The organism is Leucobacter coleopterorum (assembly GCF_011382985.1).
Taxonomy (GTDB): domain Bacteria; phylum Actinomycetota; class Actinomycetes; order Actinomycetales; family Microbacteriaceae; genus Leucobacter; species Leucobacter coleopterorum.
In genome coordinates this window covers 1,050,195-1,076,486 of record NZ_CP049933.1, presented here as the reverse complement: position 1 = coordinate 1,076,486, position 26,292 = coordinate 1,050,195, and the positions used below count along the sequence as shown (strand labels likewise).

Annotated in this window: 19 protein-coding genes and 3 pseudogenes; 8 read left to right on the top strand and 14 right to left on the bottom strand. The window is 58.6% G+C overall.

Features of this window, described 5'->3' with window-relative positions:
- Positions 1 to 17: 17 nt before the first annotated feature.
- Positions 18 to 1,182 (bottom strand): annotated as a pseudogene (gene sucC, locus G7066_RS05040) (ADP-forming succinate--CoA ligase subunit beta).
- A 380-nt stretch (positions 1,183 to 1,562) separates the two neighbouring features.
- On the opposite strand from sucC, the gene G7066_RS05035 reads away from it, so the two are divergent.
- Positions 1,563 to 2,093, top strand: a complete 531-nt coding sequence (locus tag G7066_RS05035; protein WP_166329528.1) for a Type 1 glutamine amidotransferase-like domain-containing protein — start codon at positions 1,563 to 1,565, stop codon at positions 2,091 to 2,093.
- Positions 2,094 to 2,478: 385 nt separating this feature from the next.
- On the opposite strand, the gene G7066_RS15785 is transcribed toward G7066_RS05035, so the two are convergent.
- The 5 genes and pseudogenes from G7066_RS15785 to G7066_RS17770 form a co-directional block, all read right to left on the bottom strand.
- Complete coding sequence (locus G7066_RS15785; protein WP_244303300.1) at positions 2,479 to 2,619, bottom strand: hypothetical protein; 141 nt, start codon at positions 2,617 to 2,619, stop codon at positions 2,479 to 2,481.
- 735 nt (positions 2,620 to 3,354) lie between these two features.
- Positions 3,355 to 3,468 (bottom strand): annotated as a pseudogene (locus G7066_RS17775) (helix-turn-helix domain-containing protein); the annotation flags it as partial.
- A 1,108-nt stretch (positions 3,469 to 4,576) separates the two neighbouring features.
- Positions 4,577 to 5,452, bottom strand: a complete 876-nt coding sequence (locus G7066_RS05025; protein WP_166329526.1) for an IPT/TIG domain-containing protein — start codon at positions 5,450 to 5,452, stop codon at positions 4,577 to 4,579.
- Positions 5,449 to 6,528, bottom strand: a complete 1,080-nt coding sequence (locus G7066_RS05020) for an RCC1 domain-containing protein (RefSeq protein ID WP_482793359.1) — start codon at positions 6,526 to 6,528, stop codon at positions 5,449 to 5,451. Before G7066_RS05020 ends, G7066_RS05025 begins: the two co-directional genes overlap by 4 nt.
- Positions 6,529 to 7,072: 544 nt before the next feature.
- On the bottom strand, positions 7,073 to 8,776 hold the full coding sequence (locus G7066_RS17770; protein WP_166329522.1) for a sigma-70 family RNA polymerase sigma factor: 1,704 nt from the start codon (positions 8,774 to 8,776) through the stop codon (positions 7,073 to 7,075).
- Between the two features lie 202 nt (positions 8,777 to 8,978).
- On the opposite strand from G7066_RS17770, the gene G7066_RS05010 reads away from it, so the two are divergent.
- The 4 genes from G7066_RS05010 to G7066_RS04995 all read left to right on the top strand — a co-directional run bounded on the left by G7066_RS05010 (position 8,979) and on the right by G7066_RS04995 (position 13,676).
- Positions 8,979 to 11,156 (top strand): prealbumin-like fold domain-containing protein, encoded by a 2,178-nt coding sequence (locus G7066_RS05010; protein WP_166329520.1) that lies wholly within the window; start codon positions 8,979 to 8,981, stop codon positions 11,154 to 11,156.
- Positions 11,157 to 11,589: 433 nt separating this feature from the next.
- Positions 11,590 to 11,781 (top strand): SpaA isopeptide-forming pilin-related protein, encoded by a 192-nt coding sequence (locus G7066_RS17765; protein WP_166331915.1) that lies wholly within the window; start codon positions 11,590 to 11,592, stop codon positions 11,779 to 11,781.
- Entirely contained in the window at positions 11,778 to 12,782 is a 1,005-nt protein-coding gene (locus G7066_RS05000; protein WP_166329518.1) for a SpaH/EbpB family LPXTG-anchored major pilin, read from the top strand. The genes G7066_RS17765 and G7066_RS05000 overlap by 4 nt, the downstream gene beginning before the upstream one ends.
- 138 nt (positions 12,783 to 12,920) lie before the next feature.
- Complete coding sequence (locus G7066_RS04995) at positions 12,921 to 13,676, top strand: class C sortase (protein WP_166329516.1); 756 nt, start codon at positions 12,921 to 12,923, stop codon at positions 13,674 to 13,676.
- A 254-nt stretch (positions 13,677 to 13,930) separates the two neighbouring features.
- Here G7066_RS04995 and G7066_RS04990 read toward each other — a convergent pair.
- Positions 13,931 to 16,508, bottom strand: a pseudogene (locus tag G7066_RS04990) (ATP-dependent helicase).
- Positions 16,509 to 16,639: 131 nt separating this feature from the next.
- Here G7066_RS04990 and G7066_RS04985 point away from each other — a divergent pair.
- Positions 16,640 to 17,644 (top strand): asparaginase domain-containing protein, encoded by a 1,005-nt coding sequence (locus G7066_RS04985; protein ID WP_166329514.1) that lies wholly within the window; start codon positions 16,640 to 16,642, stop codon positions 17,642 to 17,644.
- 83 nt (positions 17,645 to 17,727) lie between these two features.
- On the opposite strand, the gene G7066_RS04980 is transcribed toward G7066_RS04985, so the two are convergent.
- A complete protein-coding gene (locus G7066_RS04980) occupies positions 17,728 to 18,762 on the bottom strand; it encodes a glycerophosphodiester phosphodiesterase family protein (protein ID WP_166329512.1) in 1,035 nt (344 codons plus the stop codon).
- 114 nt (positions 18,763 to 18,876) lie between these two features.
- Between G7066_RS04980 and G7066_RS04975 the strand changes: the two genes are divergently transcribed.
- On the top strand, positions 18,877 to 19,716 hold the full coding sequence (locus G7066_RS04975) for a Bax inhibitor-1/YccA family protein (RefSeq protein ID WP_166329510.1): 840 nt from the start codon (positions 18,877 to 18,879) through the stop codon (positions 19,714 to 19,716).
- Between the two features lie 141 nt (positions 19,717 to 19,857).
- Positions 19,858 to 20,220: an iron chaperone gene (locus tag G7066_RS04970; RefSeq protein ID WP_166329508.1), complete on the top strand. Its 363-nt coding sequence runs from the start codon at positions 19,858 to 19,860 to the stop codon at positions 20,218 to 20,220.
- 94 nt (positions 20,221 to 20,314) lie between these two features.
- Here the strand turns inward: G7066_RS04970 and G7066_RS04965 are convergent, their stop codons facing one another.
- From G7066_RS04965 to guaB, 6 genes are read right to left on the bottom strand one after another with little or no spacing between them, the layout of a single operon-like run.
- The gene (locus tag G7066_RS04965; RefSeq protein WP_166329506.1) at positions 20,315 to 20,512 is read right to left on the bottom strand and encodes a hypothetical protein; all 198 of its coding nucleotides are present in this window, start codon (positions 20,510 to 20,512) and stop codon (positions 20,315 to 20,317) included.
- A gap of 32 nt (positions 20,513 to 20,544) precedes the next feature.
- Entirely contained in the window at positions 20,545 to 22,128 is a 1,584-nt protein-coding gene (gene guaA / locus G7066_RS04960; protein WP_166329504.1) for a glutamine-hydrolyzing GMP synthase, read from the bottom strand.
- Positions 22,125 to 22,637 (bottom strand): DUF3817 domain-containing protein, encoded by a 513-nt coding sequence (locus G7066_RS04955; RefSeq protein WP_166329502.1) that lies wholly within the window; start codon positions 22,635 to 22,637, stop codon positions 22,125 to 22,127. Before G7066_RS04955 ends, guaA begins: the two co-directional genes overlap by 4 nt.
- Positions 22,638 to 22,647: 10 nt before the next feature.
- Complete coding sequence (locus tag G7066_RS04950) at positions 22,648 to 23,595, bottom strand: SURF1 family cytochrome oxidase biogenesis protein (RefSeq protein WP_244303296.1); 948 nt, start codon at positions 23,593 to 23,595, stop codon at positions 22,648 to 22,650.
- Positions 23,596 to 23,606: 11 nt separating this feature from the next.
- A complete protein-coding gene (locus G7066_RS04945) occupies positions 23,607 to 24,728 on the bottom strand; it encodes a GuaB3 family IMP dehydrogenase-related protein (protein WP_166329500.1) in 1,122 nt (373 codons plus the stop codon).
- 46 nt (positions 24,729 to 24,774) lie between these two features.
- Entirely contained in the window at positions 24,775 to 26,277 is a 1,503-nt protein-coding gene (guaB, locus tag G7066_RS04940) for an IMP dehydrogenase (protein WP_166329498.1), read from the bottom strand.
- Positions 26,278 to 26,292 lie beyond the last annotated feature (15 nt).

The window sequence follows — 26,292 nt, the reverse complement described above, 5'->3', positions numbered from 1 at the left end:
CTACGTTCCGGTGCGGGCTAGCGAGCGTTGGCGAGTTCAGCGGCCTTGTCGGCACCCTCGTCCATGGTTGCTGCCAGGGTGACGAGTGGGTGGGCAGCTTCGTTGAGGATCTTGCGACCCTCTTCAACGTTGTTGCCGTCGAGGCGCACGATAAGTGGCTTATTCGCCGAGTCACCGAGCGTCGCGAGTGCACCCACGATACCGTTGGCAACCGCGTCGCACGCGGTGATGCCCCGAATACGTTGACGAACACCGACTTGACCTGCGGATCACCAAGGATCACGTCGAGGCCAGCGGCCATGACCTCGGCCGAGGCACCACCGCCAATGTCGAGGAAGTTCGCGGGCTTCACACCGCCGTGGTTCTCGCCAGCGTATGCAACAACGTCGAGTGTCGACATGACGAGCCCAGCACCGTTACCGATCACGCCGACCTCACCGTCGAGCTTCACGTAGTTGAGATCCTGCGCCTTGGCCTTCGCCTCGAGCGGATCCTCTGCGGCCTTGTCGGCGAGCGCGTCGTGCTCTGGGTGACGGAACTCAGCGTTCTCGTCGAGCGAGACCTTGCCATCGAGCGCGATAATGTCGCCAGCGCCGGTGAGCACGAGCGGGTTCACCTCGACGAGGGTTGCGTCTTCACCAACGTAGACGGCGTAGAGCTTCTCGAAGACCGCTGCGACCTTCTCGACCAGTTCTTCGGGAAGTTCGCGGCGCGAGCAATCTCGACGGCCTTCGTGGCATCGATGCCAGCGATCGGATCAACCTCGATGCGCGCGAGCGCTTCCGGCTTCTCAACGGCGAGCTGCTCAATTTCCATGCCGCCTTCAACGCTGCACAGCGAGAGGTAGGAGCGGTTCGCGCGGTCGAGCAACACCGAGAAGTAGAACTCCTGGGCGATGTCTGCACCGGCAGCGACCATGACGCGCTTGACGACGTGCCCCTTGATGTCGAGGCCGAGGATCGCCTCTGCGGCTGCAAACGCCTCGTCGGCGTTCTTCGCAACCTTCACGCCGCCAGCTTTGCCGCGGCCTCCAACCTTTACCTGCGCCTTGACGACAACAACGCCGCCAATCTTCTCTGCGGCAGCACGAGCTTCTTCGGGAGTGTCCGCGATGATGCCGGCCAGCACCGGCACCTCGTAACGCTCAAATAGATCTCGTGCCTGGTACTCGTAAAGATCCACGTACTGTTCCTTTGCTTGGGATTCTTAGGTGCCCGAGGCAAAAATGTCTCGATGTCGAGATAAATCGACCAGAGGTCAGTCTAGCACCGTACGACGGTTCGGGAACGGAAACGCCCGCCGCGCGGTTTGACAAACTGACCGCTCCGACGGTCACCCTTGAAACACATGTTCCCTTACGCGAATATTAATGATAACCAGCAATAGACCATCCAGAGTTTCCGGTACACCTAGCGAATGGTGGTCTCAACCGGTCAACGCAACACCCCATGCTTGCACATTGATCACTTCGCATTATTTAAACTCAGTGCTGGGTGAGACAGATTGCAATACCTCGCACCCCAGCGTCTTGGTTTGAAGTTTGCTTGTTGTAAATTGACCGTATGCACATACTTCTCCTCTCAAGATTCATCGGTGCAGTTCCGGGATTCTTAGATTCAATTGGTCTTACTTCTCGAACATCTACACGAATCGCTTATGTCGACGATGCCTCAAAACCGCTTGGCAGCCTTCCCTTTGTTGAAGAGGAACGTCGCCAGTTGCAGCAACTTGGTTACTCAGTAGTGCCAGTAACAGTGGGAAACGGCACTGCTGAGGATTTCACGTCAACCCTTGAGTCTGTTGATGCAGTCTATGTAGCCGGAGGCATGGCAGACTACCTCATGGCGACATTGCGGCGCGTCGGTGCCGATACAGTTTTATCCGAACGAGTTAGAGCAGGGCTGCCTTATATGGGGGCAAGCGCCGGCGCAATGGTCACGGGAAGAAGTATCGAACCAGCGATTGCGCTCGACGGCCACACTGAAGGGATTATGCTAGAAGATTTCAGTGGCCTTAATCTTGTGGATTTGGTGATTGTCCCGCACGCTGATGGGTTGCTGCCCCTTACCCACCTGAACTTATCGCCACCCTAGCAAGACAGTTCGAGGGCATCCCCGGACTCCGAATGCTTGCAGATAGCGAAGCTCTCTTGGTTAAGAACGGTACAATACTCCAGGTTGAATCCCCGCAGAGTTACGAGTAACTTCGGTTCCGATCCCGCCACCGATGACAACGCCAGGTGTTGTCCCCAAAGAGCTAGCAGACACCGGCACAAAGATGACGTTACTGTCAGCCTTGGCGGGAATCAGGCTGTTTGGTGTGGGAGCCTGCTTGCCCTTCGTTCACGGCGTGCTCAAGCTTCCAGTGGTGCTTGAAATTATGGTACTCGCGACTGCGGGTAGGTTTTTCTGTGCGGGTGCACTCTCCGAGGACATCATTGAGGATACGCTCCGCACACTGTGTCGATGACTTTCCCGGTCACCCCAGATGGGTCTCGTGGTCACCGGCAGCGAGGTGGTAGAGGTCCTCGCTGGTGTTCCAGCCCGACACCCTCCTAGGCCTCGTGTTGATGCGTTCGGCGATCTGATCAAACTCGTCCTGTGCGAGATAGAGAGACATTGGTCCTCTTCGGGAGATATTTACGGAGGAGCTGGTTCGTGTTCTCATTACGACCTCTCTGCCAGGGGAGCCCGGGTCACAGAAGTAAATATCAATCCCTAACTGTTTCGCGATCTTGACATGCTCGCTTATCTCTCGCCCTGACCCAAGTGAGCGACCGCAACGGTCCTGACGGCACCTGCCGGAGGTTACGGACCAGGGTGGCCCGCACATCACCTGCTTTAATCCCGTCGAGTTTGACCAGGCGGAGTCGTCGGGTGGAACGCTCGACCAAACGCGCGACAGCGGAAGGTCTTTGCCTATGACGAGATCGCCTTCCCAATGCCCGACCTCGGTTCGTTGCTGCACCTGAACGGGCCGGGAACGGATCGACTTGATACCCACGAGACGGCCCCGTCCTTGCCCCATTTTCGAAGCAACGCATGGATGTCTAACCCTGCGGCCAGAACGTAAATGCTTCACAAGCGTTGAGAGCAGCGACAATCGTATGGAGTTGCAGAGCGTCCGATAGATCGCTTCGTGCGAGATCCACCAGTCGGGTTCATCGGGGAACACGGTTTTCAGCCAAGCAGCAATCTGTTGCGGTGAACAGTCCTCGGCGAGTTTGAAGCGCACCAGCTCACTGAGTTCCTCGTTGCGGTCAAGTGTTGAGGGGGCAAGTCCGTCTCGAGTGTTCCCAGGCCCGCTCATCAGCCAGGTGGCTCGGTAGCGAGCTCTTCCGCCGTTGCGTTCGATCTTGTGTGAGATCGTCAACGCGGTCTTCCCCACAAGGGTACTGATCGTTCTTGCCGAGACTCCTGCCGCGATTCCGCGCGAAACTTCTTCGCGCTCGTGGAGAGATAAACGCAGTACTTATCTTTTGCGGCGTGTGGGGCGGATGCCGCCAGTGAGCGCGATGTGGTGTCTCACTTTTTGTGTGGAGCAACGTAACTCCCGTGCAATCATGCGTGAGGGCTGCCCTGCCCGCCACCGATCCCATACCGTCTTCACTTGATCTGCAAGTCAACGCACCCAACTTACGCCTTCTCTTGCTCCCCGAGGTATTCTTCTAGTGGGTGGTGCGTCGACCGGTGAGACTACCAGAATTTGCGGGAGCCGTTGAATACGCAGCAGTCGTTGCACCCAAGGGTGCGGGTCTTGGTAATGCACTGCGTAACGGAGTGACATCTGGGTTCATTAAACCGCCTGACCTTGAATTTGTGTCCCGCAACGACACCAACGCCTCAGCTTCCCCTCCACGCACTCAATTTCGGCGACTTTGATGCCAGCTTGTTTGGCGGCGCCGCTTCAGACCTACTCGACGCAGAGGATCTAGAGATAGTTGCGGCAGAATTCTCCCCCGGCCAGGTAGCGGTCGTAGTTGCGTTTAAGGATCGGTGCTTCGCTCCCGTCGCAGCCCAGATCGCGGCTGCTGGGGGCCGAGAAATTTCTACTGGCGGTATCCCCATCGACGAACTAGAAGATCTACTCAAGAAAGCCGAGAGGGGAATAACGACGAGTCTGCTTCGCGCTGCAGCTCGCGTGTCCGCTGCAACGCACGTCATTGGCAGTACAAACCGTCGTCAGCAAAACCACTGGGCGGCGGAATTCGAGCAGCAAAAGCAACGCATTCTTGCGGGTTCTTGGAATTCCTCCTGTTCCTGCTTCTTGATCGACGGGAGTTTGACAAGAGACTTCCACTCGCCAGCTGAGCAAAAAACTGCATGCGTGTTACGCTCTGATATCTCCGAGATACCACCCTCGAACCATGGGCACGCACGCTCTGGAAAATTATCGAACTTGTGGGCATCGCAATTGGACGAGAACAGGTCGCCGAGTCTCCACCAACTTCAGGGCCCTGGCTGAGAGCCCACCGATTCCTTACGTTGCCTCTAAACCGTAGCAATCCATCACATGAATGCGTGATTGATCCCACCTAAATTCTACCCCCAAGCACTGCCTCACTTAAGTTATTGCTTTACCGTACGTATGACCGTTTCCTCATCATTAGCACAATTGTTCCAGCGAAGATTCCTATGAGAGCAACCGAAACGATGCCCGCCACTACATCCTCGTTCCCACCCGTGGTTGGGAGTCCTCCGCCGGGATTCTCTCCCTCGTCTTTCCCACCAGGATTCACTGTGGGCGGCTTGGGCTTTTCTGTTGGGCCAACGTTCTCGTTGACGGTGACACTGGCTTCAGCCGTAACAGCTTGCCCCAGGTCATTTGTAAAGACAGCCCGAAACAGCGACCCGTCGAGTTCAGCGCTGACCGACTCGAGAACTAATTCAGCAGACGTCTCAAGTTCACTCAGCGCGGCAGGGGCATCAGCTTCGTAAGCAACCCAGGTTTGTCCATCGTCTTGAGACACCTGCCAGGCCACGGCAGGCGTCTCGTCTCCCTGCCCGGCGGCTTGCATCCGAACGGTCGCCCCTGGTGAAACACTCGCCGATTTAGGGTTTACGAGAACAACCGGAGGGGTTCCGAAAGTAAAATCGCCAGCGGCGAAGACCCTGTCACCATAGCGAACCGTCACAGGAACTTTCCCCGAGACATGAGACGGAGTCACCGCGGTAACCGAGGTTACCCCCGTCCTTTCGATAGAGGCAGCGGGCGAGTCACCAAAATTCACGGATATGTCAGACTCCGGCATCAGAACCGCAACCGGGGTCGAGGAATAGATCGTAGCTCCTCCCGCCCCAAGAACGTACGGCCCACCCCAAGAGTAGAGGTTGCCGTCGCTATCTTGAAGCGTGCGGTACATGTAGTCGATGCGCGAACTGAGGTAACTCCGCACAATGGTCTTACCAGCTGTGGGACCGCTCGTGTCGACCGCAACGGGAGTTGTCTTCACGTCACTCGTGGCCCTGGCGTTCCGGTGTAAGTACCCCAGGAGTAAGCCTGACCATCAGCGATAACGAGTGTCGTGTTCCAGGCGATCTGAACGTCCTCGATGGTTTTTCCCGCGAGCACACCCGTCATATCCACTGCTGCAGGAAGAGGGTTGCGTATCCCAGGGTTACCACTCGTTCCGTTCCCCATCTGACCGTAGTAACCTTCTCCCCACGCGTAGAGTTTTCCGTCGCTTGCAAGAGCGATCGCGTGGTTTGAAGTGGATCCCGCCACCAATTTCGTTATGGTCTTCCCCGCGAGCACACCGCTCATGTTTACAGCGACAGGGATCGAACTATCAGTTGTTGACCCATTTCCAAGAAGGCCATAGGAGTTGTACCCCCAACTAAATGCCTGCCCGTCTGAGGTGAGCGCAAAAACCGCACCGTTGCTACCAACGGAGGTCGCGACACTAGTGATTTGTTTTCCCGCGAGGACACCACTTGTGTTTACGGCGACTGGTTTTGACTCGTTCCCGAAGCGTCCATGCCCCAGCTGCCCCTGGAGGCCGTACCCCCAGTTAATGAGCCTGCCATCATCTGTGCGGGCGAGCCAGGTCATGGACTGCGTGCCACCAAACACTTCGACAACCTTGGGACTAGGTGAGATTCCACTCGTGTCGACCGCAACAGGTACGGAGGAATTCCCCAGAATGCCGTTACCTAGCTGGCCGTGCGTGGTGCCGTAGCCCCAGGTGTACATCAGACCGTCTCGAGTGACCGCCATGTACGTTTCATTCATGCCGATCACCGCAATGTCAACAACTTCCTTGCCCGCGAGAACACCGGTCATGTCAACAGGAGTGGGTATGTGCGTTGAAGTGAGGGAGCCGTTGCCCAGCTGGCCACCCCTATTGTCACCCCAGGCGTACAACGTCCCCATCTCAGTGAGAGCTAAAGCACTACCGTGACCGGGAGCAACTTTTGCCACCGGGCTATCGAACACACCGGTCCTATCAACCTCGGTCGGCTCTGGTACCCATGATTCGCCTGCTGGAAGTGGAGCTTCACCCAGCTGACCATAGTTGTTGCTCCCCAGCCATAGAGCACCCCATCTCCGCCGATCCCGAGGGTAAAGCGCGAAGTCGGAAAGACCTGCATGGACTCATTGAGAGCGAGATCGGTAATAGCAACCTCGGTACCACCAGCTGTTGGCCCCTGTTGCACCGAGGTCTCTACGGCAGCGGCCGGTGCAGCTAAACCTCCGAGCAACAAAAGAGCGGCGCTGCCCGCAGCAAATTTCAGACCGCGCAACTTACGAACAGACCGAGGTGTATTCAAAGACAAATCCGGCTCCCCACCGCATAGCAATATCACTAGTTTTCGAAGACCATGCCCCAAACATGTGGTCGTGGCCGAACGAGATATATATCTAGGCAACACAACGTGACTAAAGTATAGACGCGCAAGCTGAAAACATGGGGAAATCCCAAAAACATCAGACCCCAATCACAATTTATCTACATGTGTTGAAATACTGCACAGCAAAAGCTATCACATGCATCAAGCCAGTGGACTCTCGATACAGGCCCTAGCAAACTGACCCTCATCCTTGTAGGCCGATACAAACGAAATACAATACTTTAAGGGGCGGGTGTGCCAGTTGTATGACTCCACAAGTAAACCGTGCTTTCGACGTTAGACCCTTCTGGAGTGTCACTATAGACTCGGACGGTTATCGCAGTACCAGGTCGATCGATGCGAGATGAAGAGAAGTCCGGGTTCAACACGAAGTCGTGAGACCAACTCGACCAGTCGTAGGTGAGCGCAAACGTAATCACTGTGGACTCACCAGCACCGGGTGGATCCTGGATCGTGACAAATGTTGAGCCGGACGAGTGTGTGAACGAGATGGCAGGATCCGTGAGTCCGTTACGCAAGACGTCAGAGATCGACCAATGCTGTGGTATCGGGTGTGACACGGACAACGTGAGTGGCTGATTTGGAGTCACTTCACCCGCATTACTGATCCGCAGAGAGACGAGCTCGGTAAAGTTTGTGCCCTCGCCTCCTCGGCTCCCCCAAGCCAGAGGTAAGAATTCAATATTGTAGCTTGGCTGCTCGATTGTTTGCTCGGTTATATTCGTATCAGGCGATGTCTCACGATCGTCTGGTTCTGAGTCTTGAGCAGAACGAGACGCTGTGTCTTCTTGAGTTTGGTCATCACCCGGTTCGACAGCCCCTAGCCGTTTCCGAGGCGACGCTGCCGTTACAGCCTGCTGGGACCAGGGCGTTGAAAGTACCAGCGGTGCTTTCACCCCGTCAATAGTCTCACGTGTGGGATCAGGTTGCGACACCGCCGCACCTCCGGCAGGCGAAGCGTTGTCCAAGGCAGTGAAGAGAATCACCAAAGCGCATACAAGCAGTGCCCCCACCGCAATTCGCCCAGGGGCCAGCATTGATGTTTGCCCCCTGCTCACATGCTTGTTTCGTCGAGCATTCACCAGGCCTCCGGTATCAGCACTGGCCACGGTAGCTTGTTTGGACCGCCATACTTCGAGTCCACCGGCAAGCAAGATCGGAAACAAGACTACTCGTATCCGGGAGCCGGCCTGCTCCGCAAGTTTGACCAGTTGAGAGCACTCGATGCAGTCTTCAACGTGACGTTCGAATCGTCCTCGTTCTCGTTTACTCAATCGATCACGTTCGTATGCTCCCATGCGTTCAGTCGCCCAACGACACTCCGATCCGGCAACGCGAAGAGGAATATGGGCCTGCACCCACGCTTCCCGGAGCCCTTCGCGAGCACGGCGTATGAGCTGGTGGGTTGTGTTTGGGGTCAAACCCAGGTGCTTTGCGAGGGCCGCGGGTGACACACCCTCAATCTCGACACGATAGAGGACTTCTTGCCACCGCTGAGGGAGTTCGGCAAAAGCGTGTGCGAGGAGCGTATCGCTACTCAACGCTTCCGGACCGGGCTCTTCCAGCTCCAAAGATTCCAACCACTCTTCATCGGGCATGGTGAATTCGCGGAGCGAGCGCCCCCACTCGCGCGCCAGGTTTTTAATTGTCACGTACAGATATGGACGAAAGTCACCCTTGGGACCACCACCATTCAGGAGAATTCGGTAGATGCGCGTAAAAGACTCAGATACCAAATCATCGGAGTCAAAAGAAGAGGTTTGAACCCGGGCAACCTTCTGCGCGAACACTGAGTGTCTCTCCCAGAGCTCGCTGAAAACTGATGTATCGCCCTCCCGTATCCGCTGCAAAAGGGCAGCGTCGTCATCTTCCGTCGCGGGTGTGTCGCTCGTGAATTCAAGGGTCAGGATCGGTTCTGTAGACATCAAGCGTTCACCATAGTTTGCACTTGTGCTAAATGCCTTGGAAGTACCTGCAAAGAGACTCCGAGAGGAAATTATCTGCGCATACGAAAAAAGTTTTGGCGCTCGCGTAAGTTCAAACCCGCTTCTTGCATGCCTGTATTCGGGATGTGCTCCTGAACACACAAGGAGCACGGAATGATAAAGGATTACGAGGTAACTCAGAATGCACGCAAGCACGTTGAGACCGGCACACCGGTCAAATCGCGTTTCACGCCTTGTCATCAGATGCGTCGCGGCACTCGGTGCGCTCACCGCGCTGCTCGTGACGAACGGAGTCGCGGGTCCTGCAGAAGCAGCAAGCAGCGTCACTCGCAGTTACGAACGACCGCTGATGCCAAATACTCCGGGGTACACAAATACGGGGAAGATGCCCGGTGGCTTTGGTGATGTCACCGTCAAGGTTGAGTCTCCGAATGATTACATCGTGACCACTGGCGGTGGGTCAAACCTCGGAATTTCTGATAGAGATGCTAGCGCTGGTCAGAGTGTAACAGCGCCATTGCGAGACGAGGTAAAGAACTGCCTATACAACGACGGTTTACCTCTTCCAACCGGCTCCATCCGAGACTGTGATTACACGCCGAGAGTGACTATTTCTTGGGATCGGCCACAGGTGAACCCGATTGTCATGTTCGCTCCTGTGCATGCTGCTTTTGCCGGCGAGGACCTCTCCTTCAATTTCTCCACCTACTGGAATCCCAGCATTGTCGAGATCGATGGCGTTCAGGCCGACACGACACGTCTACACGAGATCCAACGGGGCGATCAAACAATTCACCCGGACTACAGAGACGGTACTTTCGATTACGGCGGGGACCAATTTCCGATTGCGGAGCGAAACGGCAATCGGCCACTTGGCTATTGGGGCACCCTGCAAGTTTCCGGTCTAGTCAGCAGCGTCACTATCGAGGCGCGCTACTTTGCGATGGTCACTAAACAGTCTGTTGAATCCCCCTCTGCCTTCAAGGACTCTGTTATCCTAAGCAACCTTGGGATCCAGGCATGGTCGCCTTCTGCTGATCTTTCGATCCGCAAATCTGCTCCTGCGTCAGTTGCCTCCGGGAGCGACATCAACTGGAACATCGACGTCAGTGTCGCGAATCTGGGCCTCACGCGTCCGTTCATAGATATCGATGATCAGGTCACCGCGGGCTCACACGGTTTCCTCATTCGTGATGCGGTGCCGGAGTCCGTGGAGAACCCGCGACTAGTTTCAGCACCCACGGGCTGCTCGCTAACTGGCCGAGACCTGAGTTGCTCGGTTTCACCAGAGAAATGGCAGATTCTGCCAGCAGCGGCAACTGACGTTGACGTTCAACTTTCGGGTACGGATACAACACAGGTTGTGCCCTCAGTGCTTGAACCCGGGCAAACGTTCCATCTCGAAATCGCTGGTACCGCACCACGCACACCTGGTACGAAGGTCGTGAACCGAGCACAAGTACTTGGCAGCGATATCGACACTGATCTCACAAACAACACTGCCGAGGCGGTCACAACCATCGAGCCGCCTGAGTGGAACGTGCAAAAGACAACTTCGATTCCCGCAGGCACCTTCGTCGACCCTGGTCAGCAGGTGGACTACACCGTGACTGCAACGAGTGTCAGTGGAGACGTTGAAGATGTAGTGCTCAGCGACAACCTCAGTGGTGTACTCAATAATGCGAGCTTTGTTTCTGGGTCGGCAAAGTTGCGAGTAGGTAGCGAAGCACCTATTGAGGTATCCGACCCAATCGGCACGTCGTTGCAAACAGAACCATTCATGCTTCCCGCTGGAGAGCAGGCCAAGCTCACTTACTCGGTTCGGGTCAATAACGATGCCTGGAGTGTAAATCTTCACAACACGGTCTCCGGAAACGGTAGTTCTGAGCCCACGTCTTGCGCGCCCAATTCCGCACCACAACCCGAGTGCGAGACCGACACTCCTTCAAGCGGACGGATCGCGATCGAAAAACGAGCATCGGCACACGCGGGTGGCGCTCTCCTTGACGGTGCTGCGTTCCGTTTACTTTCGGATGAATCCGGTAGGCCGGGGGCACCGCTCACAAACCAACTGGTAACCGGCACGGGTGACACCGGACATTTTGAAGCCACAGGAGTGGCTCCGGGTCACTACTGGATCGAAGAAGTGCGCGCACCCAACGGTCACGTGTTGCTCGCCAATCCGGTTCGATTTCAGATCGCAGCGAATGGCCAGCTAAGCATGGATGCCACCCCTGATGGCCTTGTCTCAATCGAACGCAACACGCTTGTTGTGTCAGATGTCGCGACGCTGGTACTTCCAAAAGCTGGGGGCACATCCCCTGGACCATTCCCATGTTGGCAGGTTGCGCTCTTGTAGCCATCGCACTCGCCACCGCTTACCTCCTGCGACGCCGCAAGCCGTTTCAGGCCTAGACCACACCGAACTTCGGTGTTCCTCCTCGGCCCGCGCCTATGCGCAGGCCGAAACTCGAGAATGAAAGAAGATAATTCATGGAAATCCAAAAGAAACGGCGGCTGATCCGCGCGTTTTCGGTTGTTTCGGCGACCGTACTACTCGCTTTCGGCGCGGCTTCCGCCGCTTCAGCGGTTTCAGCCTCGACGATCGACCCGGATCAAACAGGCACGCTCTCAATCCATAAGTTCAAGAAACCAGAGACTGCAACCGGACTCGCACACGACGGCCGCGAACTGCCCGCCGCCAGCACAGCTGGCCTTGAGCCTCTACCCGGCGTAACCTTTTCCGTCGAGCAGGTTGATCCGGCAAGCTACAACCTGACGACAAACGCCGGCTGGACTGCCCTGCAAACGCTCACCCCAATGCAGCGGCTCTCGCAACCAAGGGCTACACCACAACTGCCACTTCAGACAACAACGGCGACGCTATTGCCTCGAATCTGCCGCTCGGCGTCTACCTCGTCACCGAAACAATTGTGCCCGCGGGAACAACCGCCGGCGCTCCGTTTCTTGTGACGGTCCCATGACAGATCCGGTCGACACCGACTCGTGGATGTATAACGTGCATATCTACCCCAAGAACGCCGTCAACAATCCCGGTGAGAAGACCGTTGAGGATGCTGGCAAGCTCAAAGTTGGTGATGAAATCACCTGGACTATCACCGGATACATTCCCAATGTTGACACGCTTGACGGTTACCGCATCGTCGACCCTCTCGACTCACGCCTGACCTACAGCAGCACCACTGTGTCACTGAGCAATGGCACTCCACTCACTCTAAATACGGATTACACGGTGAACACGGTGCCGCCGAGCGGCGCTGATGGCACTCGTGTGACAGTGGACTTTACGGCGGACGGTCGCGCGAAACTCGTTGCAAACAAGACGGCTAGCGTCAAGGTAGTTATTGCAACCGTCATCAACGAAGTCGGCGATATTCCTAACCAGGCGATCATTTACCCCAACGCAGCAAGCTTTGATATTCAGCCAGGAGAGCCAGGCGGCCCAACACCTACGCCTGAGCCCGTCGTCAAGTACGGCAACGTCACCATTTCTAAGGTCAGTGCAGCAGACAACAACACGAAACTTGCCGGAGCGACTTTTCAGGTTTATGCCTCTGAAAACGATGCTCGCGATGGCGTGAACCCGATCGAAATCGGTGGCGTCTCGACTTGGACAACGAACGCGAGCGGTCTCGTGACAATCTCGGGATTGCATCAGTCTGGCTGGGTGAATAATGCCCCTGTTTCTCCAGGGGACCCTGGGTACCAGTATTACTGGATCGTTGAGACAAAGGCTCCTACCGGCTATGAGCTCCTTGCTGAGCCGGTCCGGGTGACCGTTGGCGATGCTGACTCAGTTGTTGACTTCACGGTTGAGAACTCACCAGCAAATGGCGGATTTGAGCTACCTTTCACAGGATCTGTGTTGAGCGCTGGCCTGTTCTATGGGGCTGGAACTGTCCTGCTCGCGGGAACAGTGTTGCTTGCCGTGCGCGCACGTCGCAGAAGCACACAGGAAGCATAATTCCTGATCTGATCTGATCGGCGCGGCGTGAGGGCAGTGGCCTTTGCGCCGTGCCGGTCAGCTGTATGAGTCAGTATTGAGGGTGAGCACGTATTGGTGAAGGCACAGAATGAGGCTGCCAAATCGAATCGCAGTCTAATGTGGACAAAAATCGCCGTACTTATCGCCGCATTCGTCGGCGTCAGTGTGATGTGCTACCCGGCTGCAGCGACTTGGGTGTCGGCTCGTACGCAGGGAGATCTCGTGGATTCTTACGCGCGAGAAGCCCAATCTTTACCTGACAGAGAACGACTTCAAATACTTGCCGCGGCAAGAAGCTACAACAAAACCCTGCCGCTCGGTGTGTTGCGTGACCCCTACAGCAACAGCAACGACCGTGAGGACACGTCAGCGACCTACGAAGACTACACACGGCAACTCCGATTGCCTGACAGTGACGTAATGGCAGAATTGAGCATCCCTAAGATCGCTGTAAAGTTGCCCATTCGTCATGGCACAGAGGCCAAAGCACTTGAGGACGGTGGTGGCCACCTTTTCGGTTCTTCACTTCCAGTCGGGGGAAAAGGAACACACGCCGTCATGACTGCACACTCTGGTTTACCGCAAGCCTCGATGCTCACGCGGCTGGGTGAGGTGAAGAGGGGGGACTACTTCTCCATCAGAGTGATGGGGGAAGAGCTTTCTTATCAAGTGGATCAGATCTCAATCGTCACACCCGACAACATCAAAGACCTCATTATTACACCGGGTGAGGACTATGTAACGCTGGTAACTTGCACCCCCTTAATGTCAATACCCACCGGTTGCTCGTACGTGGAGTTCGAGCGGCTCTGCCGGAACAGGCCGAGCAGCAAGTCTTCGGAGAGGGGGAAGCGGGGTTTCCTTGGTGGCTAATTATGATGGTTGCCGCACCCGCTCTTGTTGGGTTTGTTATGTTCGGCCCAAAACGACGAAAAAATCATGATCACGATACCGAATACTGCGAGGTATGTATAGGGTATCGCGTGCAAGACAGGGTTATTCATTCAATGGGTGTGTCGAATGGAAAATAAGTGTCCGGCCGCACGCAAAATTCTATTATTCGATTGACTAGCGGAGCACTGCAGCATGGGCCTGCCTCATGATCTACCGAGCTAATAAGCTTCCAGCTACTCCAACTTTTCAATCGGAGCGAGCTTCACAAGCAGCTTTCGCTCGCCCACGGAATCAAACACGGCGTGCGCGATCCGCTTCGATCCCGCACCCGTGACCGCAGAGACCCGTCCCTCGCCGTACTCGTCATGCCGGATACGGTCACCGGGCGCGAGCTCCATGTCACCGTTGTCGCGCACGTTCCCCATGATCGTATTAGGGAACCCTCCCCGGCCGCCTGAGCCTGCTTCGCCGCCTTCTTTCGCTCTCGCCACTTGTCGAGCGCCGACTGCATGTTGCCGCTCGCGGGTTCACTGACGGCCGCGCTTGAGTAACCGCCACCAGACCCAAAACTCACGGAGGAGTCAGTGCGCGAGCGGGATCCCGCCCCGCTGCCACCGTAGCCACCACCACGCGGCGCGTTCAGCGCCCGCGACTCGGTGCCGCCGCGACTCGTCACCTCACCCGGTGACTGCCGCCAGTCAATGAGCCCCTCGGGAATCTCTTGCAGGAAGCGCGACGGCATGGCCACAGACACGTCTCCGAACACCGCTCGGGTGCTCGCGAGGGTAAGATACAGCCGCTCACGAGCGCGCGTGATGCCGACGTACATGAGGCGCCGCTCCTCATTGATGCCGCCGACCTCATCAACCGACATCTGGTGCGGCAGCAGCCCCTCTTCAACGCCAGTAATGAACACAGCCTTAAACTCCAGCCCCTTCGCCGTGTGCATGGTCATGAGCGACACAGTGCCGCTGGAATCATCGAGATCGTCGGCGGCCGCCACCAGACTCACCTCGGTCAGGAACGCGATCAGCCCCGCCCCGGGCTGCTTCACGTCGAACTCGCGAGCTACGGCCACGAGCTCTTCAAGGTTCTCGGCGCGCGCGTCGTCTTGCGGATCGCGCTTGGCCCGCAGCTTCTCGATCATCTCGGTCTCGTCGAGAATCAGCTTGAGCAGGTCGCCAACGGGTGCTGGTGCCTGATCATGCTCAGGATCCCCGGCGGCCATTTTGGCGGCGCGAGTCAGCAGCTCAGCAAGGCTCAGGATCGCCCCGCGCACCTTCGGCCCGAACGAGAGTTCGTCGCAGCGCAGCATGGCCTCGTGAAAATTGAGGCCCTGCGCCTCTTGGAAGTTGGCAAGGTGAGCCTCGGCCATCGGACCAATTCCGCGCTTCGGAGCCCCCAGCAAACGGGACCAGGTGATTGGATCGTAGGGGTTCGCAATGCTGGTCAGATACGCCATCGCATCTTTGATCTCGGCGCGCTCGTAGAATTTGGTGCCGCCGAGCACACGATACGGGATCGCCGAGCGAATCAGCAGTTCTTCAAGCGCACGCGTCTGCGAGTTCGTGCGATAGAACACTGCGATGTCACTGTAGTTGAGTCCCGCTCGGTGCAGATCCTCGACCTCTTCGGCGACAAACCGAGCCTCGTCGTGCTGCGAGTACCCCGTGAAGCCAACGATACGCTCGCCGTCTCCCTCCGCCGTCCAGAGGTTCTTCTCTTGGCGGTCGAAGTTATTGCCAATGACGGCGTTGGCAGCGCTCAAAATGTTCTGCGTCGAGCGATAGTTCTGCTCGAGTTTCACGACTTCGGCACCCTTGAAGTCCCGCTCAAACTCAACGATGTTGCGAATGTCGGCACCGCGGAACGCGTAGATCGACTGGTCGGAGTCACCCACCACGGTGAGGTTCGCGGCCGGGATCCGCCCCGACGCGTCGATTTCACGGTCTCGAATCGGCGGCACCAACCGCTCAACTTCTTCGGGTTCGACCGGCCGGGTGAGTTCGCGAATCAAGGAATACTGCGCGTGGTTCGTATCCTGGTACTCGTCAACCAGAATGTGCCGGAAGCGCCGCTGGTAGATCGCAGCAACGTCGGGGTGCGCGCGGAACAGGTGAACCGTCTGTCCGATGAGATCATCGAAGTCGAAGGCGTTGGCCCGGCGCAACTCCTGCTCGTACTGCTTGAAGATCTCGACAAAGAGGCGGTCACGCGGATCGCTCTCGTTCATCGTTTTTGCGTAAGCATCGGCGTCGGTGAGCTCGTTCTTCAACCGCGATATCTTCGATCCAGCGTTCGCCGGAGTGAAGCCGTAGGTGTCGGCGTCAAGCTCCTTGATGATTCGTTTCAGCAGCGCGCGCGAATCGGCCGAATCGTAGATCGTGAAGCCCGACACGTACCCAAAGCGCTCAGCCTCTCGGCGCAGGATTCGCACGCAGGCCGAGTGGAACGTTGACACCCACATGCCCTCGGCCCCCGAACCAAGCAGTCCGTCAATGCGCTCGCGCATCTCGGCCGCGGCCTTGTTCGTAAAGGTGATCGCAAGAATCTGGCTCGGCCAGGCTTCGCGCTGGCGAATCAGGTGCGCAATGCGATGGGTCAGCACACGGGTCTTGCCTGACCCCGCCCCCGCAACAATCAGCAGCGCGGGCCCACGCGCCGTCACCGCCCGAGACTGCGCCGGGTTCAGTCCGTCAAGCAGCGGATCAGCCCCGCCTGCGGCGGCACCCGTGTTACCGTCACCGCCGTTACCCGCCACCCCGGGCCGTAGGGGATCCCAAAAGGATCAAGAAGTTCGAAGTCGCTCATTGTGCCCCCCAGTCTAGATTGCACCACCGACATTCACGCCCTGAGCCCTACTGCTCTCGCTCTTGCGCCGCGTCCGCTTCCCCGCCCACTTACCACCCACGCCCCACCCCACTTTCAGACACAATAGAGGGATGTCCACGAACCCCGGGCCAAAGCCCTCCGTACTCGTCTTCGCCACGGGCGGCACGATCGGCATGCGCAGCACCGACAACGGGCTCGCCCCAGATCCCGATTTCCCCGAGATCCTTGAGGCGCTCATCGCCGACATCGCAACTCCACTCGGGATCAACTGGCGCATAAATCATCTACACCCATCGATTGACAGCGCCAACGCCGACGCGAGCACTGCACCGCGCATCGCCCGTGCAATCCGCGCAAGGGTGCGCACGCAGCGTCCAAGGGGTGTCGTTATCACCCACGGCACCGACACACTCGCCTACACCGCGTCACGTCTCGCCTTTGACCTCGCAGACCTTGGCGTGCCCGTCGTTGTGACAGGCAGCCAGTTTCCGCACGGCGCCGACAACACCGATGCCATCGCAAACCTCACACTCGCACTGCGCACCGCCGCGAGGGCCGCACTCGGCTCACCGGTGTCGATTGTGTTCGGCGGCGCGATCCTGCCCGCAGTGCGCACCACAAAACACAGCAGCACCTCACTCACCGCGTTCGAAGCGGCCCTACCCCTCGCGAGCCAGCCCAGCGGCACCCCGAAACTCCTCGCAGAACCTGACAGCCGCAACCCCGTGCGTGTGCTCAGTTTCCGCTTCGTACCGGGTGTCACGGCAGAAGACGTGCGCGCGGCCGTCGGTGGCAAACCCGATGGACTCGTGCTGGAGTGCTACGGCAGCGGCAACGCCCCGATGGCGCGCCCCGGCATGCTGGGGGTGCTACGTGAGATCTGCAGCGAGATCCCTGTCCTGGCAATCACGCAGTGTGCGACAGGCGGTGTGGATCTCGCGCGCTACGCCGTGGGTCACGAGTTGGCGGCAGCGGGCGTGCTCGACGGTAGTGACCTGACGCTCGAGGCAGCAATCGCAAAACTCGGCTACCTGCTCGACGCAGGTTTCAGGGGCGAGGATCTCGCGCAGCTCTTGTCCCGGAACCTAGTGGGCGAGTGCGTGACTCGGGGTTAGTCTTCTCCCGATTAATCCAGCGGTGCCAGTTTGCCGCTTAGTCTGAGATCATGCGGCAAACTGGCACGACTAGATCGCGGCCTTCAGGGGCGCTCCTTGCGCGCAGCGAGCGCGATGTCTGGGTGATCCACGAAGATGCCGTCCACCCCAGACGCCAGCACGAGCGCGAACTCTCCCCGCCAGTCGCCCCATTCGGCGCCGTGCACCGAAGTCTGAAAACGCAAGTTGAGAAAGCGGTTCTCGGGGCGTAGCGTCCACGTATAGACGAGCAACCCCCGGTCGTGGGCGCGCTGCACAAGATCGCTCGTGCCGGTTGCGCGACCGAGCGCGTTGAGCCGAATGATGTTCCACTTTGCAACGCTGATGCCGTCGACAACGGTCGCGAGCAGATCAAGACCCTCGTTGCTGCGAAACCACGCGTAGCTGCGGGCCTTGTATCCGTGGTTTGCCTCATGGGCAGCAACCTCGTCGGCGGGGCTGCCGATCCTCTCGGCAAGAAACACGAGTCGAGCCCGCACCCCAGCCTCGCGCAGACGCGACAGCGCCCCGAGTTCAAACGCCTCAATGATGAGTTGCTCCGGCCGATCCGCCCAGCCCGTTGCCTGAAGTTCCGCGAGCAGCAGCTCAACCAGGTCAAGCCCCAGCTGGCGAAAGTAGTGATCGTGTTTGATCTCCACGACCACTCGCAGCGGCCTTATTTGCGCCACGCTCCGCTCATCAACGATCGCGAGCACGTCACGCAGGCGCAGGATCGGCTCGGTGTTATCGTGCGCAACGTTTGAGGGTCGGATCTTCGGCAGCCTTTCCCGGCAACGCAGCGTCGCAAGCTCTGCCCAGGTGAAATCCTCGGTAAACCATCCGGTCAGCCTCACTCCGTCAACGGTTTTGGTCGTTCGTCGAGCCGCGAATTCCGGACGGTCTGCGACATCGGTGGTCGTTGAAATCTCGTTTTCGTGGCGCACCACCAGCACACCGTCGCTCGTTGCGACGATATCTGGCTCAACAGCGTCAGCTCCCAGCTCGAACGCGAGGCGGTAGGCGGACGCGGTGTGCTCCGGGCGGTACCCGGAGGCGCCACGGTGGCCGATCACGAGCGGGGCAGGCGACGAAGCTGTCATAGTTCGAGCCTAGATCCTGCGCCTGCGGCGAACGAGCCCCAAAGTCTCAGCCGCAGTAAAGCCATTCCCCACTAGGCTTGAGGAAACTCACACGCCTGGAAAGGAATCCGACGCATGAGCAACCCGGCTCTCAGCAACAATCCGGCTCTCAACGGTAAAACACTTACCGCTGACGAACTGCGCCGCATCTACGATCAGCCCGCGGCACAGACGCAGCGCCCCGGAGTTGATGCATCGGCGAGCGCTGAGAACGCATCGGCATCAGCCGACTCCGTTCAGCAGCCACCGGTCATCGTTCCCTCCGACAAGCCTATGACCTACGAGAACACCATCTCGAAGACCGTGATGCTGTTCCTCATTGTGCTCGCGTTTGGTGCGGTGGGCTGGTTTATGCCCGCTCTTGCACTCCCCGCGGCGATTGTTGGCCTCGTGCTCGGCCTCGTCAACGCGTTTAAAAAAGAGCCGAGCGTTCCGCTCATCGTGCTCTACGCCGTATTCCAGGGTGTGTTCTTGGGTGGCATCTCTGGCGTCTTTGAGGCGCAGTGGTCAGGAATCGTCTCGCAGGCGATCATGGGCACACTCATTGTGTTCGCAACTGTGCTACTCCTGTTCCGCAGCGGCAAGGTCCGCACTAGCCCGCGTGCGACCAAAATCTTCATGGTCGCTATCATCGGTTATGCGGCGTTCTCTCTGGTGAACTTTGTCCTGATGGTGTTTAACCTCACGGACAATCCTTGGGGTATGCGGTCGGGCTGGCTTGGCATCGCCATCGGTGCCCTTGCAATCATCCTTGCCTCATACTCCCTGGTCATGGACTTCGAGATGATCCAGAACGGCGTGAAGAACCGCGTCCCCGAGAAGTGGGCCTGGTCGGCGGCGTTTGGCCTCATGGTCACACTGATCTGGCTCTACGTCGAGATCCTGCGTCTGCTCGCGATCCTGCGCGGCGACTAATCTCCGACTTCTAGCGTATCAGTATGCGCTGAACGCTCAGCCGGTGCTGAACGCTCGGCCGGTTGGATTCGCAAGTTTCCAACCGGCCTTGCGCTCAGCACCGGCTGACGTATTTGCATCCCGCCGTGGGATACTGCCTACATGGGCAACGCACCAACCGGCACCGAAATCAGTGATTACCTCGCCACCCTTCCCAGTGAGGAACGTGAGCGCATCCTCGAGATTTACGCGCGTGCGCGCGAGGTTGTTCCAGAAACGGTCGAAGGCCTGAGTTACGGTATGCCCACGCTTATGTACAAGGGCAAGGGTCTCATTGCCGTTATGAGCACCAAAAAACACATCGGCGTGTACCCCTTCGGAAATCTCGGCGAGCTCGCCGAGGCCGTCACAGAGGCTGGGCTCGACAGCACAAAGGGATCGATCCACCTCAAAAAGGGACAAACATTGCCCATCGAGTTGCTCGACCACTTTTTGCAGCGCCGGGTCACCCAGATCGACAGGTAGCTCAGCACCCAACGGGTGGTGTGGGTTTGCAGGTTGAAGTGATCCGAACCGGCAAACTCGCACGACCAGATGGGGCACCCTGGCCACTCACAGGCTAGTCAGCGTCTCCATCACCACGCGGCATACCGAGAATAAAGCCGACGACCGCACCTATCGCGAGACCGACACCAATCCCGGCGCCGATCATGTTGCCGATGGAACCGACGAAGCCTCCAACTGCACCGCCCAGCACGATTCCGGCGATGACCCAAACCGCTGACACACCAAACAGCGGGCTTTTGTTCTTGTTCATGGTGTCCACGTTACGCCGGAAAACTCGGCGCTTTACTCCCACTCAATCGTTCCCGGCGGCTTCGACGTGACGTCAAGCACCACGCGGTTCACCTCGGGCACCTGGTTGGTAATCCGGTTCGAGATCTTCGCGAGCACCTCGTAGGGCACCCGCGTCCAGTCAGCCGTCATCGCGTCCTCGGACGACACCGGGCGCAGCACAATCGGGTGGCCGTAGGTGCGGCCATCACCCTGCACGCCCACCGAGCGCACATCAGCAAGCAGCACCACGGGACACTGCCAAATCTCGGCGTCAAGCCCGGCAGCGGTCAATTCAGCGCGAGCAATCGCGTCAGCCTCGCGGAGCGTCTCAAGACGATCCCGGGTCACTTCGCCCACAATACGAATGCCGAGCCCGGGTCCGGGGAACGGCTGGCGTCCAACGATAGCCTCGGGTATGCCAAGTTCACGACCGATCGCACGCACCTCGTCCTTAAACAGCGTGCGCAACGGTTCGATGAGCTCAAAATCAAGGTCATCTGGCAAGCCACCCACGTTGTGGTGCGACTTGATATTTGCGGTGCCGGATCCGCCACCCGACTCAACAACATCGGGGTACAGCGTGCCCTGCACCAGAAACTTCACCTTTTCGCCAGAGGCAGCCGCCTCGCTGACGAGGTCGCGCTGCACCTGCTCGAACGCACGAATAAACTCGCGGCCGATAATCTTGCGCTTCGCTTCGGGATCGGTGACGCCTGCGAGATGTCCGAGGAAGGTGTCTGCGGCCTCAACCGTAATCAGACGCACACCCGTCGACTCGACGTAGTCCTTTTCGACCTGCTCACGCTCACCCTTACGCAGCAGTCCGTGATCCACAAACACCGCGGTCAGCTGGTCACCGATTGCGCGGTGTACGAGGGCGGTCGAAACGGCTGAATCGACCCCGCCAGAGAGCGCCGAAATGACTCGCGCGTTACCGACCTGCTCACGAATCCGCGCGATCTGCTCCGAGATCACGTTGCCCGCGTTCCAGTCGTTTGCGATGCCAGCAACGTGGTGCAGGAAGTTCTCAAGCACCTGCTGTCCGTGGTCAGAGTGCTTCACCTCGGGGTGCCACTGCACACCGTACATACGCTTCTCGGCGCTGCCGAAGGCTGCAACCGGCGTGACGGCGGTCTTCGCGAGCACCTCAAAGCCCTCGGGGGCCTGCTGCACCGCGTCACCGTGACTCATCCAGACGTTTTGCGCGTCGGGTTGACCACCGAGAATCGCCCCACCACCGGCAAGCACCTGCGCATCGGTCGCGCCGTACTCACGATCTCCGGTGTTGCCAACAACGCCGCCAAGCGCACGGGCCATGACCTGGAAGCCGTAGCAAATGCCAAGGGTCGGGATCCCGAGCTCAAAAATAGAGTCATCGAACTGGGGCGCACCTTCCGCGTACACCGACGACGGTCCGCCCGAAAGCACGATGCCGAGGGGCTGCTTCTCACGCACCTCTTCAGCGGTAATAGTGTGAGGTACAAGCTCAGAGTACACACCCGCCTCACGCACACGACGCGCGATCAGCTGAGCGTACTGAGCACCAAAGTCAACAACGAGAACCGGGCGGTGCCTGGTGTGGGAGCTTGAGGTCATGAACGGCCTTCCGGGCTGTGTGCGGACGTCGCCGCGGTGGATGAAGCTGGAGAATCTGGGGATGCTGCAGCGGGTTCAACATCGTGGGTGGCAAGGAACTCATTGACCTCGCGCACAACCCGCGCCTCAAGAATGAACGACATGAATGGAACCACACCGCCGAGGGCGATCAGCAGAAATCGCCAGAAGTTCCAGCGCATTGGGCTCCACAGCATAAAATCTGAGATCAGATACACAACGTAGAACCAACCGTGAGCGATCAGGATCGCTTTGAACAGGTCAAAACCGCCCGGCTGAAAATCTGCTTCGACACCCTCGGGCGCGATCGGTTCAAACTTGGCAAAACCGTCGGGTCCGAAGAGGTACAGCTGCACACTAAACGCGTACTTCATGACCATGACAGCGCAAAGCAGAAGCAACATCACACCGGTGATCACCGAGGTCACCTTGTAGACCTTCAAGGCCTTGCGAATGCGCGGGTAGTCAGCGGGTTTGGGCTGCAGTTGCATGGCGTCCATTCTATTGCGTCTCTATCTGAGGTCGCTGGCTCGGGCTGTTCGTTTGAGCCGCAGCGGCCGGAGGCTCAGGATCCGGTTCGGCGTCGGGTTCATTTCCGGAGCGCGCCTCCGCTTCCTGCATGAGCAGTTTGAGTTCGTGTTCTTTCTCCCAGGCGTCGCGCGCAAGACGGAACCAGAAGAACACCGCAAACCCAGCGAACACAACCCACTCGATCGCGTAGAACACGTTGAGCCAGCTCACCTTCTCGGGCGGCAGCGGTGCGACCGAGTCAATCTTGTCGAGGCCGGTAAGCAAAGGCGCAACGGAGGCACCGTCGTGCATCACCAAGTACCCGGCGTAAACGGGGCTCTGCACATCAGCCCAGAGGTTCGCAAGGTGCGCTGGCAACATGGTTTGCAGGCGCTGCGGATCGTCGGTCGGCTCTGGAATCTGCGCACCCTCGGGAGGCATATAGCGTCCCTCAAACACACGCGACTCAGCGAACGCCGGGTCGGCATCTAACCGCTCAATTGCTTTCTCGGCGGCAGCCTGATCCGGTGCCCAACCAATCGCAACAGCGAGGTTGCCGTTGGCTTCAGCTTCGGGTCCCTCAGTCACGAGATGGCCAATGACCCAGGCACCAGTCTTTCCCTGGTTCTCACGCGGTGTAAGCACTTGCGAGTCTCCCGGCACAAAAGAGCCACGAACGCTCACAACTACACCGGCGCCATACTCGTTAACCCCCTTGCCGAGTTCTGTCGCCTCAGAAAGAGGCCGCAAAGTCTCAGTGTTGCAGTTCTGCTCTTCGTCGCTGCGAATCGCGTTGCTCATCTGCCACTGGCCAAGCCACGCAAACACGGCGGCAACCAGCAGCGCGAGCAAGAGCGCCAGTATCCACTGGGGCCTGCGCATCACCCGCGCGAGTGTTGGGTCACCGAGGTATTCAGTCTTGCGAGTTTGTTGCGACAACGAACTACACTCTAGCGCTCTGCGTGAACGAGGTCGACGCGCTGGAAGCCCTTGAGGTCTGAATAGCCGGTCGTCGCCATGGCGCGACGCAGGGCCCCCATGTAGTTTGCGGTGCCATCAGCAATATGCGCGGGGCCGTTAATGATCTCGGCAAGCGGGGCGACGGGATCAACCGCAACACGACGTCCGCGCGGCAGATCTTCGTGATGCGCTTCCTGCCCCCAGTGCCAACCACGACCCGGTGCGTCAGAGGCGCGCCCAAGTGCCGCCCCGAGCATCACGGCGTCTGCACCGCAGGCGACCGACTTGATCATGTCGCCTGAGGTGCCAAGACCACCATCGGCGATCACGTGCACATAACGACCGCCGGACTCATCGAGGTAGTCGGTGCGGGCACCGGAGACATCAGCGAGGGCGCTCGCCATTGGTGCGCGGATCCCAAGTGTGGCGCGGGTGGTCGAAGAGGCTCCCCCACCGAATCCAACGAGCACACCTGCAGCGCCAGTGCGCATGAGGTGCAGAGCCGACTGGTAGGTCGCTGCGCCACCCACAATCACGGGCACGTCGAGCTCGTAGATGAACTGTTTGAGGTTGAGCGGCTCGCGCCCCTCCTTTGCGACGTGCTCGGCCGAAACGGTGTTACCACGAATTACAAACAGGTCAACGCCCGCATTCACAACCGTCTCGGTGAACTCAGCGGTCCGGTGCGGTGACAGGGCACCTGCAACCGTCACGCCGGCATCGCGAATCTCACCAAGGCGATCACGGATCAACTCTGGTTTGATCGGCGTAGCGTACAACTCACGCATGCGGTGAACCGCAGCGACCTCATCAGTGATCTTGGAAAGCTCTTCGAGCAGCGGCTCCGGGTTCTCGTGCCTGGTCCACAGGCCTTCAAGATTCAGCACCCCGAGCCCACCGAGTTGCCCCAGTTCGATCGCCGTTGCGGGTGACATCACCGAATCCATCGGTGCACCTAACACGGGAATCTCGAACTGGAACGCGTCAATCGTCCACGAGGTCGAAACGAGTTCGGGATCTCGCGTGCGTCTGGTTGGCACTACTCCGATCTCATCGAACGTGTATACGCGCCTTGCACGCTTGCCGCGGCCAATCTCGATCTCGTTGCTCACTCATCCAGTCTATCTGTCCAGTCAGACACAGTCTGAGCGTCCGCGATTACCGCTTATAGTTCGGCGCTTCCACTACCATCTGCACGTCGTGCGGGTGGGATTCTTTGAGCCCTGCAGAGGTGATTCGCACAAACTGGCCGCGCTCCTTCAGTTCGGTCACTGTTCGCGCACCGACGTAGAACATCGACTGACGCAGCCCGCCAATCATCTGGTGTGCCACCGCGGCGACAGGTCCACGGTACGGCACCTGACCCTCGATGCCTTCTGGGATCAGCTTCTCGTCGCTCGGCACGTCGGCCTGGAAGTAGCGGTCCTTGGAGTATGAGGTTCGCTCACCGCGCGTCTGCAGCGCACCGAGTGAGCCCATGCCGCGGTAGTTCTTGTACTGCTTGCCACCGACAAACACGAGGTCCCCAGGGCTCTCGTCGGTCCCTGCGAGCAGCGACCCCATCATAACTGAGGACGCACCGGCAACCAGGGCCTTCGCGATGTCGCCCGAATACTGCAGCCCACCATCTGCGATGACCGGCACACCCGCGGGGGTCGCGGCGCGCGCGGCCTCGTACACGGCTGTAACCTGGGGCACACCAACACCCGCGATGACACGCGTAGTACAGATGGATCCTGGACCGACACCAACCTTGATCGCGTCGGCACCCGCCTCGACGATTGCTTTGGCACCGGCGTAGGTCGCAACGTTGCCGCCAATCACGTCGACACCGGCGAACGCGGGGTCACCCTTAATCTTCGCGATAATGTCAAGAACGCCCTTGCTGTCGCCGTTCGCGGTGTCGACCACCAGCACGTCAACACCGGCTTCGAGCAGCGAACTCGCGCGCTTCCAGGCGTCGCCGAAGAACCCAACAGCAGCACCAACACGCAGGCGACCCGAGTCGTCTTTTGTGGCGTTCGGGTACTGCTCTTCTTTGTCGAAATCTTTAACGGTGATCAGGCCGGTGAGCTTGCCTTCACCGTCAACCAGCGGCAGCTTCTCGATCTTGTGGGTCGCAAAGATGCTTGCGGCGTCCTCACGAGAAATTCCGACTGGAGCCGTAATCAGCGGCATCTTAGTCATCGCATCCTGAACGCGCACCTGACTGCGATCCTTAGGATCGATGAACCGCATGTCTCGGTTCGTGATGATCCCGAGCAGCACACCGGCTGAATCGACAACAGGCAGACCTGAAACCCGATACTCGCCGCACAGCGCGTCGACCTCTGCGACAGTCGCGTCTACGGTGGTTGTCACCGGGTTCGTGATCATTCCCGCTTCGCTGCGCTTCACCCGGTCCACCATCTCGGCCTGATCCTGGATCGATAGATTACGATGCAGGATCCCGAGCCCACCATTGCGGGCCATCGACACGGCCATGCGGGTTTCGGTAACGGTGTCCATTGCGGCCGAGATAAGCGGAATGCTCAGGCGAATCCGCCTCGTGAGTTGAGTCGAAGTGTCGGCTTCGCTCGGAATAACGTCGGTGTGTGCCGGCAGCAGCAGCACATCGTCGTAGGTGAGACCGGTGAACGCGAATGGGTCACGCTGTTCCATTGAACCTCGCTTGCT